The sequence below is a fragment of the Lacrimispora indolis DSM 755 genome (assembly GCF_000526995.1).
GTDB lineage: Bacteria > Bacillota > Clostridia > Lachnospirales > Lachnospiraceae > Lacrimispora > Lacrimispora indolis.
In genome coordinates this window covers 2,415,222-2,427,327 of record NZ_AZUI01000001.1, presented here as the reverse complement: position 1 = coordinate 2,427,327, position 12,106 = coordinate 2,415,222, and the positions used below count along the sequence as shown (strand labels likewise).

General features: G+C 45.3%; 9 protein-coding genes and 2 riboswitches. Of the genes, 4 read left to right on the top strand and 5 right to left on the bottom strand.

Annotated elements, in window-relative coordinates:
- Positions 1–119 precede the first annotated feature (119 nt).
- The gene (gene metK, locus K401_RS0111720) at positions 120–1,307 is read right to left on the bottom strand and encodes a methionine adenosyltransferase (RefSeq protein WP_024293123.1); all 1,188 of its coding nucleotides are present in this window, start codon (positions 1,305–1,307) and stop codon (positions 120–122) included.
- 188 nt (positions 1,308–1,495) lie between these two features.
- Positions 1,496–1,624: riboswitch (SAM riboswitch) on the bottom strand.
- Between the two features lie 212 nt (positions 1,625–1,836).
- Positions 1,837–1,929: riboswitch (glycine riboswitch) on the top strand.
- A 106-nt stretch (positions 1,930–2,035) separates the two neighbouring features.
- Between metK and K401_RS0111715 the strand changes: the two genes are divergently transcribed.
- Positions 2,036–3,421 carry an alanine/glycine:cation symporter family protein gene (locus tag K401_RS0111715; protein WP_024293122.1) on the top strand — a complete coding sequence of 462 codons (1,386 nt, stop codon included), beginning with the start codon at positions 2,036–2,038 and terminating at the stop codon, positions 3,419–3,421.
- Positions 3,422–3,519: 98 nt separating this feature from the next.
- On the opposite strand, the gene K401_RS0111710 is transcribed toward K401_RS0111715, so the two are convergent.
- From K401_RS0111710 to K401_RS0111700, 3 genes are all read right to left on the bottom strand, one after another.
- On the bottom strand, positions 3,520–4,395 hold the full coding sequence (locus tag K401_RS0111710; RefSeq protein ID WP_024293121.1) for a carbohydrate ABC transporter permease: 876 nt from the start codon (positions 4,393–4,395) through the stop codon (positions 3,520–3,522).
- A 12-nt stretch (positions 4,396–4,407) separates the two neighbouring features.
- A complete protein-coding gene (locus K401_RS0111705) occupies positions 4,408–5,313 on the bottom strand; it encodes a carbohydrate ABC transporter permease (RefSeq protein ID WP_024293120.1) in 906 nt (301 codons plus the stop codon).
- Positions 5,314–5,395: 82 nt separating this feature from the next.
- The gene (locus tag K401_RS0111700) at positions 5,396–6,691 is read right to left on the bottom strand and encodes an ABC transporter substrate-binding protein (RefSeq protein WP_027352484.1); all 1,296 of its coding nucleotides are present in this window, start codon (positions 6,689–6,691) and stop codon (positions 5,396–5,398) included.
- A 229-nt stretch (positions 6,692–6,920) separates the two neighbouring features.
- Here K401_RS0111700 and K401_RS0111695 point away from each other — a divergent pair, with 229 nt between their 5' ends.
- The 3 genes from K401_RS0111695 to metF all read left to right on the top strand — a co-directional run bounded on the left by K401_RS0111695 (position 6,921) and on the right by metF (position 11,092).
- A complete protein-coding gene (locus K401_RS0111695; RefSeq protein WP_024293118.1) occupies positions 6,921–7,829 on the top strand; it encodes a helix-turn-helix domain-containing protein in 909 nt (302 codons plus the stop codon).
- A 139-nt stretch (positions 7,830–7,968) separates the two neighbouring features.
- On the top strand, positions 7,969–10,242 hold the full coding sequence (gene metE, locus K401_RS0111690) for a 5-methyltetrahydropteroyltriglutamate--homocysteine S-methyltransferase (RefSeq protein WP_024293117.1): 2,274 nt from the start codon (positions 7,969–7,971) through the stop codon (positions 10,240–10,242).
- Positions 10,229–11,092 carry a methylenetetrahydrofolate reductase [NAD(P)H] gene (metF, locus tag K401_RS0111685; protein WP_024293116.1) on the top strand — a complete coding sequence of 288 codons (864 nt, stop codon included), beginning with the start codon at positions 10,229–10,231 and terminating at the stop codon, positions 11,090–11,092. The genes metE and metF overlap by 14 nt, the downstream gene beginning before the upstream one ends.
- A 56-nt stretch (positions 11,093–11,148) precedes the next feature.
- Here the strand turns inward: metF and K401_RS0111680 are convergent, their stop codons facing one another.
- On the bottom strand, positions 11,149–11,991 hold the full coding sequence (locus K401_RS0111680) for a hypothetical protein (RefSeq protein ID WP_027352485.1): 843 nt from the start codon (positions 11,989–11,991) through the stop codon (positions 11,149–11,151).
- Positions 11,992–12,106: the final 115 nt, after the last annotated feature.

Here is a 12,106-nt window from a genome sequence, read left to right as displayed (position 1 = left end):
TTATGGCAGAAACAGAGTATAAGAACAGAAAGTTTTCCTGCTTTGATCCATATAGAAAAAGATGCCGCTCACCAGCAATGGATCAGCTGGTTTGGGGCATCCCTCTCATATAATAAAAATTATAAATATTCTTTTAAAAGGGAAACCTTATCAAGCTTTTCCCAGGGTAAGTCTAAGTCGTTTCTGCCAAAATGGCCGTAAGCCGCCGTCTGCCTGTAGATCGGACGGCGTAAATCCAGCATCTTAATGATTCCCGCCGGACGTAAGTCAAAATTCTGACGGATGATATCCACAAGCTTTTCATTGCTCAGTTTTCCGGTTCCAAAGGTATCCACCATAATGGAAGTGGGGTGAGCCACACCGATGGCATAGGAAAGCTGGATCTCACACTTGCCGGCTAAGCCTGCTGCCACTATATTCTTTGCAACATAACGGGCCGCATAAGCAGCGGAACGGTCCACCTTAGTGCAGTCCTTGCCGGAAAATGCACCGCCGCCGTGACGGGCATAACCGCCGTAGGTGTCTACAATGATCTTGCGGCCTGTTAAGCCGCTGTCGCCGTGAGGTCCGCCGATAACAAAGCGGCCTGTGGGATTGATATAAAAACTGGTATTTTCATCTACCAGCTCTGCCGGCAGAACTTCATCAAATACATATTTTTTAATGTCAGTATGGATCTGTTCCTGACTCACGTTCTCATCGTGCTGAGTGGACAAAACCACCGCATCTAAGCGGAGAGGCTTGCCGTTCTCATCGTATTCCACCGTTACCTGAGTCTTTCCGTCAGGACGGAGATAGGTCAGAGTTCCATCCTTGCGGACCTTTGTGAGCTTAAGAGCCAGCTTATGGGCAAGAGCGATGGGATAAGGCATGTATTCTTCCGTTTCATTGCTGGCAAAGCCAAACATCATTCCCTGGTCTCCTGCTCCAATGGCATCGATCTCTTCGTCAGACATCTTGTGTTCCTTTGCTTCCAAAGCCCGGTCAACGCCTAAGGCAATGTCTGCAGACTGCTCATCTAAGGCTACCATAACGCCGCAGGTATCGCAGTCAAATCCGTATTTTGCACGGTCATAGCCGATTTCCCTTACAGTCTCCCGCACCACCTTCTGAATGTCCACATAGGCATGGGTGGTTATTTCTCCCATGACCATGACAAGCCCGGTGGTACAGCAGGTTTCACAGGCCACACGGCTCATGGGATCCTGCTTTAACATCTCATCCAGAATCGCATCAGATATCTGGTCGCACATTTTGTCCGGATGTCCTTCTGTAACGGACTCGGAAGTGAATAATAATTTTTCCATGTTGTCATTTCCTCCTTCTTACCCATGTACTTTGGGCATGCAGGCATGCCGCAGGGTGTTTTCCTTTCTGCCCTCACTCTTAGGGCTTACAGGTATACCCCTACGTCATCCCTCCTTATATGATATGGGGGAATAACAAAAAGAAAAGTCCGCAGCAACGCGGACTTGATTCAACAATGTATCAAATCCTCTTATTGCTCGATTTCTCGCTCAGGTTGGCACCTTCCAATCGCGCTTTGTGGCGAAACGCCATCATTACCGGTCGGGGTTGCCGTGACTTCACAGATCCTTTGTATCTCCATCACTCTGAATAAGGGATATTACGTACTTTTCATTTGTTATTCAATTGTAAGCAGCATATACTGCAAGTACATTTTAACGTATTTAAAAACTGCTGTCAAGGGAATTCTATCCTTTGGCGAAATGGATAAAGTTCTTGCAAAAATTTAATCACTATTGTATAATGACACCATTCTTTAAATGTTCGCCATATGAAATCTGTGGAGTGCGCCCAGCGCAGACCGTGGACGGATGGCACTCTGGAGACATCTGCAATCATGCAGGGGCCGAAGGGGCAAGCGCTTAGGCGCGAAACTCTCAGGCAAAAGGACAGAGGCGATTTTTTCCCTTTCTTTTTGGAATATCGCATTATCTCTGTTTTTTTGTGAGTGGGAGTATCTCCCACTTTTTTTATTTCAAAAATCATTAAGGAAGGGAAGTAGAAATTAATGCAAGCAGTTGTTGAATTTTTTAACAAGCTGGACTCGGCAATCTGGGGGATACCCATGATTGTGCTGCTGTTTGGCACCCATTTGTTTATGACCGTGCGCACGGGCTTTATCCAGCGCAAAACCTTAACAGCCATTAAGCTGTCCGTAACAAAAGATCCTGATTCACCTGGAGAGGTCAGCCAGTTTCAGGCGCTGACCACTGCCCTCGCTTCCACCATAGGCACGGGCAATATTGTGGGTGTTGGTACGGCAGTATTCTTAGGCGGTCCGGGCGCTGTTCTCTGGTGCTGGCTGACCGGTGTATTCGGCATTGCCACCAAATATGCAGAATCCCTGATTGCGGTCAAATACCGTGTTCAGACCAGGGACGGCCGCATGCAGGGCGGAGCCATGTATGTGCTGGAACGGGCATTGGGTCTTAAATGGCTGGGCATACTCTTTGCACTGTTTGCTCTGTTTGCATCCTTTGGCATTGGAAGCGGCACACAGATCAACGCCATTGCCGAGATCATTGAAAACAACGTGCCCCTGCCTATCCCGCGCATTGTAATCGGCCTTGTCTTCGGCGCGATTACCGCTGTAGTCATTATCGGCGGCATCAAGTCCATTGCAACTGTGTGCGAAAAGCTTGTGCCGTTTATGGCCATTTTCTATGTGGCCGGCTGCCTGATCATTCTGTTTATCAACGCTGACTTCATCATACCTGCACTGAAGGCGATCATCACCCTGGCTTTCCAGCCCGGCGCGGTTGCCGGCGGTCTGGTCGGACGCGGCATTATGCTTGCCATGCAGTATGGTATTGCCCGCGGCCTGTTTTCCAATGAATCCGGTATGGGTTCTGCACCGCTGGTGGCTTCGGCCGCACAGACTCGAAATCCGGTGCGTCAGGCACTGGTTTCCTCAACCGGCACCTTCTGGGATACGGTTGTCGTCTGCCTTATGACCGGTCTGGTACTGGTTTCAACCATAATGAAAAATCCCAACATCAACATGGATATGATCCAAAACGGCGGACAGATGACCACTGCCGCTTTCAGCCAGATTCCTGTCCTGGGGCCGGTGATCCTGGTAATCGGCATCATCACCTTTGCTTATTCCACCATTCTCGGCTGGTCTTATTACGGGGAGCGCTGCTGTGAGTATTTATTCGGCGCCAGGGGCATGCTGCCTTATAAGGTCATCTTTGTGGCTATTGTAGTTGTAGGCCCTGTGCTGTCTCTGGATCTGGTTTGGACTATCTCCGACATCTTAAACGCTTTGATGGCCATCCCCAACCTGGTAGCTGTACTCCTTCTGTCAGGTGTCGTGGCAAAAGATACCAGATATTATTTAAACCACTTAGACGAAAGGGACGAAACACCGATTCCTGTGGTGGACAAATAAAAATGGAAAACCTCCTGCCTGTCATGGACTGGGGAAAATAATTCTGCCAATAAATTATTTATCCCGCAATCCCACGTAAGGCAGGAGTTTTTTTAATTTTAACCCTTGACCCCGCCTCCTGTAATGCCGGCGATGATCTTCTCCGACAAAAAGATATAAAGGATAAAGGTCGGAAGAAATACGATGATAACCGAGGCAAACATTCCTGACCAGTCTCCCGTATATTTCATGGAATTGATCATGGAATACAGTCCCACCGCAACCGGCCGCACTCTGTCGGAGTTTGCAAAAATCAGGGAAATAAAATACTCATTCCATATATTGATAAAATTGAAAATTGTTACCGTTATGATCCCGGACTGGGCCATGGGAAACATGATCAGCCAGAATGCCCTCATGGGAGGACAGCCGTCAATGGCAGCCGCTTCCTCATAAGCCCTGGAAATATTGGCAAAAAATGTGAGAAGAAAAATCGTTGTATAAGGAACGTTGATCCCCACGTAAAGGAAGATCAGAACCGCCTTATTGGCAATGTAGTTGTTCAATACGTTCATACCGGCTATCAGGCTGAACAGGGGAAGAACGATCATGACCACAGGCACGCCCATGGCGGATACCAGGCTGGTCTGGATCATTTTATTCCCTGCAAATCTAAAACGGGACAGAACGTACGCAGCAGGCGCACAGATCAATACCAGAAGCGTACACGAAATAACAGAATACATCAGGGAATTAAAGAAAATAGCGGACACATTGGAATTGGTCCATGCCTTTGCATAGTTTTCAAAATGAATCCCCTGGGACAGGACATGGCCTGAAAAAATGGCCTTTGTGGTAGAAAAGCTGGCGGCCACCACCCAGCCCAGCAGTACAACGGTAAATAAAATCCAAACAATCAGGAGCAGATATCCCGGAAAAAGCCTAAGCTCTCTCTTCCAGTTAAATGGCTCCATAAACTTTCCTTTTCTAGCCATAGATTCCCCTCCTTAGAATTCCAGATCATCATCTTTTATCAGTTTATTGCATATCAGGAAGACCCCTACCACACAAATACTTAACAGAACACCGATTGCCGCTCCCAAGCCAGCATTCCGTTCCGTCATACTGTTGCCGGCTCCAAAGATCATCATGTACATGTAAACCATGGGGGTGATGGTCTGGGTATCCGCCGTAACCGTTGAGAACAGCTGAGACCAGACGAAGAAACCTACTGAGGTGACGCTCCACATGGTAATGTTGGTTTTAAACACCCCTTTTAACAGGGGAAGGGTAATATAGCGGAACTGGTTTACCTTATTTGCCCCATCCAGGGTAGCCGCCTCATAGTAGTCATCCCCGATCCGTTCGATTCCGCTTGCAAATATCAGCATATGATATCCAACCATGCCAAAACAGTACGCAACAAGCAAGGCCATGAATTTATGATCATTATCAAGCCACTGGACCTTGGACAAAACTTTAAGTCCCATGGCTGAAAATACATTTTTAAGGAGACCGAACTTAGGGCTGTATACATACTGAAGCCACATGGTGGCAAGGGCAACCGCGCTGACTACGTTGGGAAGATAGATCATTGCCCTGAAAAAGCTTTTAAAACGTATCCCGCTGGTTATGATGACCGCAAATAAAAGACCCAGGGACATGACGATCAATCCGCCGATCAGCCAGATGCGGAACAGATTCCACATGGATATGCGGAACAAGCTGGTCCCTGCAAGCTTGCTGTAATTGGCAAGTCCTGTGAACTGCCACTTGGCCATAGAATCCGTGATTCCTTCGATCTTAAAAAAGCTCATTAAAACTGTTCTGAGAATAGGATAAAGGAATACAAGGACAAACATTAGGACTGCCGGTATCAGAAATACGGCAATCATGGTCTTATTCTTCTTCACGTTAAATACCTCCCCGGCTTTCCTTAATTACACGGTGACACCGCCTTGGCGGTGTCACCCTATAGAATCTTATTATTCCGGATTATTTGCCTGCTGCTATAAGAGCGTCCACGAACTCTGCTGCCGTAACGGAGCCTCCGCAAAGCTTCATAAAGTTCTCTTTGATAATAGGTGTTAAGTCTGCATTGGCTTCTGCTCCCGCTGCCCATGGATACCGCACTGTCAGGCTTTCCATTACAGGCTTTACGCTGGCAAGCTGTGCCGGCCATTCTGCATTTCTGGTATCTGCAGGAATTCCCATTGACATTTCGGACATTTTCTTGTCAAATTCACCCTGGGTAATGTACTGGATCAGCTTAAACGCATTTTCTCCATTTTGGGAATTCTTATTGATGGCCAGAACCTGAGCGCCGTAGTTGGAGGCATTGGTTCCATCCTTTCCGCCTTCTACTGCAGGGTAACTGAAGCAGCCCCATTTAAAGTCTTCTCCTGCCATATCCTTTACTTCGTTTGGAAGCCAGGAACCGTTTAAATACATGGCGGCTGTTCCCAGGGCAAGCTCCTGGTTCTGTCCTGCAGGCCATACGTTAGAAGCGATGGTCTCTGAAAAATACCCTTTCTTTGCGAAATCCTCATAGGCCTGAGCCGTCTTAAGGACCGCCGGGTCATCCCATTTGCCTTCCTTCACAATGGCTTCTGTTCCCGGTTCACCTAAAAGTCTGGACATATGATAGCCAAACATAGCTGTAATGTAAGCATCATCACAGGTAATTGGGGTATAACCTGCATCCTTGATCTTCTGGCATGCCCCGTCAAGCTCTTCCCAGGTCTTTGGCACATCCTTAATTCCTGCCTCATCAAAAATGGACTGGTTATAGAAGAATGCGAATACATTGGGCTGGTAAGGAATGGACTTTAATGTACCGTTTCCTACTTCCCTGCAGGCTGACATTAAGCCTGCATTGGCATTGTCTTCATAGCCGGAAGCCTTTACCAGTTCCTCCAGATCCATTAAATACTGTCCCCATGTGGTATTTACACGGTCAATATCCTCGTCAAACAAATCGATGTTGGTTCCTGCATCCAAGGCAGGCTGCAAGCCTTCCCTGATTCCCGTACGCCCCTTAAACTGAACGTCTACCTTGACTCCTGTATCTGCTGTAAATTTGTCAATTGCCATCTGGATCGCCTGGCCCTGAGGCTCCGTTGCCTCCCACATGGTCCAGTAAACAAGCCCGTCACCGCCGCCAGCTGTTTCCCCTTCCGTAGAAGCCCCGGCGGCCGTTGTGGCAGCTGTGGAAGCCCCTCCTGCACATCCTGCCAGCACACCGGCAGCCATGACAGCACTCAGCATAATACTCATAAAACGTCTTCTCATAATTTTACCTCCCTCTGTTATCCAACCTTTTTGTCAGATGTTCTTGGTGAGTCTATATTATTATACTTTTGGGCAAAATGCTTTGTACAAAAGGTTATCATTTTTTACATTTTAGGTTTTTTGTTTGCTTTTTTCATAATTAGAAGTTAAAATACAGGTAACTTCTATGCTATTTGCACAACATCATTTTATAACAGGCTTTATTCTGCCTAAAAATCAGGGGGAACGTATGAAATACAAGTATACAGAATTGAGAGAAGAGCTGACCATACACCGGATTATCAGCATCCACTATTTTGAATATATGAGCGACTTCACCTTTGCCGGGGAATCTCATAACTTTTGGGAATTGCTGTGTGTGGATAAGGGAGAAGTGGACGTGGTAGCCGATCATGAACGGCTTACCCTTCAAAAGGGAGAGGTCATTTTCCATCAGCCCAATGAATTTCACCGGGTCCTGGCCAATGGGGTCATTGCTCCCAACCTTGTGGTCATTGGATTTGACTGCCAGTCGCCCCACATGGCTTCATTTAAAGAACAGATCTTAAACGTAGACCAGGAGGAGCAGGAGCTTCTGGCCAGGATCATTGCGGAAGCGCGCTTATGCTTTGACGGAAGGCTTGACAATCCCTATCAGGAGGTTCTGGTTCGAAAGGATCACGGACCTTTTGCAGCAGAGCAGATGATAAAAACCTATCTGGAACAGTTCCTCATACAAATGTACCGCCACTCCCTGTCCGTCCGGCGGGCTCCCGCCGTTCACAAGGACACCTCTTCCGCAGAGGACATCTATGAAACCATCCTTCACTATTTTGAAAAGAACATCTGCACCCAGCTGACCATTGACCAGATCAGCCGGGATAATCTGATCAGCACCTCACAGCTGAAAAAGCTTTTTTATGAAAAGGGAAACACCGGGGTCATTGAATATTTTAACAGCATGAAAATTGATGCAGCCAAGCAGCTGATAAGAAACAGACAGCTTAATTTTACCCAGATCGCCAATCACCTGGGTTATACCTCGGTCCACTATTTTTCCAGGCAGTTCAAGCATTTGACCGGGATGACCCCTTCTGAGTATGCTACTTCTATAAAAAAACTATCGGAGAGAAACATGCTGCGGGATACAGCTCTTTAGGCCTTTGCCTGTGACCGCTTCATTTGATTAAAGGGTCATAGTTTTTTCCTATAGATACTGATATTTTTTTGATATTACGTTATAACCAGGTCCTCATGTTATTATTTATAGTAAAATAACTTGAAAGGATTTTCGCTGTATGAGGACATCTGTTGTCGGCTACCCAAGAGTGGGGGCTTTAAGAGAGTTAAAATTTTCATCTGAAAGATATTTTAAAGAAGAAATATCCTCTGATGAATTGCAGACAATTGCAGGAAATTTAAGAAGTACACACTGGAACACGCAGCAGAATCATGGGATTGATTTCATTCCAAGTAACGATTTTTCATTTTATGATACAGTTCTTGACACCGCAGTTCTGTTAAATGTGATTCCGGCCCGATACCGCAGTCTGGCGCTGCCGCCTCTTGATACTTATTTTGCCATGGCAAGAGGCTATCAAGGTGCCAACGGGGATGTGAAAGCCCTGGCCATGAAAAAATGGTTCAATACAAACTACCATTATATGGTTCCGGAAATTGATGATAATACAGAAATACGTCTTGCAGGAAGTAAGCCATTTGATGAGTTTGAAGAGGCATTGCAGCTGGGAATTCAAACAAAGCCTGTCTTAATTGGAGCATTTACCTTTTTGAAGCTGGCAAGGTTTACCGGTGAAAAGCACACGAATGATTTTACTGAGGCCATCATAAGAGCTTATCAGGAAATACTTACAAGGTTTCATGAACAAGGGGCCAAATGGCTGCAGTTTGATGAGCCAAGCCTTGTACACGATCTCACCCATGAAGACATTCTCTTATTTAAGCAGCTATACAGCGCCATCCTATCTGAAAAGGGCACCGTAAATGTGCTTTTACAGACGTATTTTGGCGACATACGGGATTGTTATGAGGAAATAACGGGATTGGCTTTTGACGGGATCGGAATGGATTTCGTTGAAGGGAAGGAATCCCTGGAGCTTATAAAGACAAAGGGCTTCCCCTCCGGTAAGGTACTGTTTGCAGGCATTGTAAACGGCAAAAACATCTGGAAAAATAATTACAGGAAATCTTTCAGGCTTATCTCTGAATTGCATAAGCATTGCAGCCATATTGTTCTTGGAACCTCCTGCTCGCTGTTACACGTTCCCTATACCTTACTGAATGAAACAAAGCTGCCTGAGAAACAAAAATGCTATTTTTCATTTGCAATGGAAAAGCTTAATGAGCTTAAGGAATTAAAAGAAATTTGCCTATCTCAAAGCCCTTTAGAAACAGAGGAATACAAAAAAAACGCCGGTTTGTTGAAGGGAGACAGAAATTGCAGCAATGAAAAAGTACAGCAAAGGGTACGGAAAATTTCGGAAAGTGATTTGACTCGGCTTCCGGAATTTGCGGTTCGTGAAGAGCTTCAGCAAAAGAGCTTCGGACTTCCATGTTTCCCCACCACAACAATCGGTTCCTTTCCGCAGACAGCCGAGGTAAAGGCCAACCGCACCGCCTTTAGGAAGGGCAGCATTACAGAAGCACAATACTGTGATTTTATTAAGGAAAAGATTTTTGAATGCGTCAAAGTACAGGAAGAAATGGGATTGGATGTATTGGTACATGGAGAATTTGAACGCAATGATATGGTAGAGTATTTTGGTGAATGCTTAAATGGATATTTGTTTACGGAGAAGGGATGGGTACAGTCCTACGGTACCCGCTGCGTAAAGCCCCCTGTCATTTGGGGTGATATTTCCAGGGAAAGGCCCATGACCGTTGAGTGGTCTGTTTATGCCCAAAGACTGACCCATAAGCCTATGAAGGGCATGCTTACAGGGCCGGTTACAATACTGAACTGGTCTTTCCCCCGGGAGGACATTTCACTGAAAGAAACCGCGTTCCAAATTGCCCTGGCCATTGGCGATGAAGTGCTTGACCTTGAATCAAACGGCATCAGAATCATTCAGATTGATGAAGCTGCTCTTAGAGAAAAGCTCCCTTTAAGGAAATCCGACTGGGACAGGGAATACTTAAGTTGGGCGATTCCTGCATTCCGTCTGGTACACAGCCGGGTAAAACCTGAGACCCAGATCCATACCCACATGTGCTACAGTGAATTTACCGATATTATTCCTGCCATTGACAATATGGACGCTGATGTGATCACCTTTGAAGCTTCACGTTCGGATTTGATGATTCTGGATTCCCTGAAAGAAAATCATTTCAAGACAGAAGTGGGGCCCGGCGTTTATGATATTCACTCTCCAAGAGTCCCGTCTGTGGAAGAAATTGAATCAGCTTTGCATGAGATGCTTAAAAGGCTGCCAAAAGAAAAGTTATGGGTGAATCCGGACTGCGGGCTTAAAACACGGCAATATACAGAAACAAAACTCAGTCTTGAACATATGGTTCAGGCAGCAAGGCGGTTAAGAAATGAAGCTGTCTAACATCCTAAAAAAACAGGTAACTCTTTCCTTTGAAATCTTTCCGCCTAAAAGGACCGGATCGATTCAGACAATTTACGATACCCTTGATGCGCTGCATGAACTAAGTCCTGACTTTATCAGCGTGACCTACGGGGCGGGCGGCAGCGGTAACAGTCACGCTACCTGTGAAATCGCTTCTGCAATTAAAAATCAATATAAAATTGAGAGCCTGGCCCATTTACCTTGTGCCGGCCTGACAAAAGAAGATGTACTTACTCAGCTAGAAAATTTTAAGCAAAACGGCATTGAAAATATTCTTGCGCTTCGGGGAGACATTTTAGATCCCAAACAGCCCAAAGGGGATTTTACCCATGCCAGTGATATGATTGCGTTTATTAAAGAGCATGGAGATTTTGATATAACAGCGGCCTGCTACCCGGAAGGACATACAGAGTCAAAAAATCTCGTTGAAGATATCCAAAATCTGAAGAAAAAGGTGGATTCGGGCGCTGATCAGTTGATTACCCAGCTTTTCTTTCATAATGACTATTTTTACAGATTTCAGGAGCGTTGTTCCATTGCAGGGATCCACGTTCCCATTGAAGCAGGCATTATGCCGGTAGTTAATAAAAAGCAGATTGAGCGCATGGCATCTCTTTGTCATGTGGACCTGCCCCCCAAATTTATTGCGATGATGAACCGGTACGAGAATAACCCTGAGGCAATGCGTGACGCAGGCATTGCTTATGCAATTGATCAGATTGTTGACCTCGTTGTTCAGGGTGCTGACGGCATCCATCTTTACACAATGAATAACCCTTATATCGCCGCAAAAATATATGAAGCAGTTCACCGGCTGATTTCAAAATAATATTTAAGCTGTTGTTCCGGCAAATCGAATGATCCGCCGGAACAACAGCTTTTTCTTTACACCACAAATTTTATATACGTCCGGTCATCAATGGAACTCTTCCCGTTTGTGAAGCCGGATCCGGCTTTGTAGCAGTCAATACATAATGGGTCCTTTTCCTTCAGCTCTTTTAAAAACAGCTCACTTTCCTGTAATGACGGCTCTAAACTGGGATATCCGTCAGAGGCCAATATAACCGTATCCCCAGCTTTCACATCAGCTACGATTACTTTGGAGAAATCATCACAAAAACCATCTAATACGCTGAATTCGTATTTGCCGCCTTTATCACAATTGGAAAAATATAATTGATTTCTTATGAAAGGCAGTAATATTTCCTGGGAGGGATCCGAAAGGCAAAGCTCCTCTGCCGATTTCCCGCTGATCAGTACCGAATGCAGATAAGCGGATCTTACCTCTGCCAATAACACATCAATCTCCATTTCTTTTTTAAACGACTGCCCGTTTATTCTGAACTGACAATCTCCAAAGCACCAGATCTGCTTGTGTCTCTGGCTGTATATTACAATGGTTGACCGCAATCTCTCCGCAGTATTTTTAAGAAAATAATCTTCATTGCCATTATATTGCTTATGAAGCTGAAAATATAAGTATTCAAGCACCTGAGACGCACCTTCCTTTCCATCTAATTGTTCCATTGCTTTGATCAGAATTTCCTTTGCATGAAATCCGCTGGTTTTATTGTTCCATAAAATTTCCCCTTTGGCAGTTACCCCATCCATAACTGCAATAAATTTATCATTGATAAACAGACCGTCTTCACACAAAGCATCCTCACCGTATTTAGAAGCAATAAACTTTTCAATAATTTGCATCTCTGTTATGTATGCAGTATACAAGCATACCTTCCTTTCTTAATTTTTCACCAGAGGTTCTATTGTGAGCATAACACTTAAAACATCTTCTTACAGCTGCAGCAAGGTAAAAAAAAAGTATCCGCCCAACGAATGATAA

What these genes read in the sequence shown, in the direction of transcription:
- metK (WP_024293123.1), bottom strand. Translation starts at nt 1,307, where the DNA reads ATGGAAAAATTATTATTCACTTCCGAGTCCGTTACAGAAGGACATCCG.
- K401_RS0111710 (WP_024293121.1), bottom strand. Translation starts at nt 4,395, where the DNA reads ATGGCTAGAAAAGGAAAGTTTATGGAGCCATTTAACTGGAAGAGAGAG.
- K401_RS0111695 (WP_024293118.1), top strand. Translation starts at nt 6,921, where the DNA reads ATGAAATACAAGTATACAGAATTGAGAGAAGAGCTGACCATACACCGG.
- K401_RS0111715 (WP_024293122.1), top strand. Translation starts at nt 2,036, where the DNA reads ATGCAAGCAGTTGTTGAATTTTTTAACAAGCTGGACTCGGCAATCTGG.
- metF (WP_024293116.1), top strand. Translation starts at nt 10,229, where the DNA reads ATGAAGCTGTCTAACATCCTAAAAAAACAGGTAACTCTTTCCTTTGAA.
- K401_RS0111700 (WP_027352484.1), bottom strand. Translation starts at nt 6,691, where the DNA reads ATGAGAAGACGTTTTATGAGTATTATGCTGAGTGCTGTCATGGCTGCC.
- metE (WP_024293117.1), top strand. Translation starts at nt 7,969, where the DNA reads ATGAGGACATCTGTTGTCGGCTACCCAAGAGTGGGGGCTTTAAGAGAG.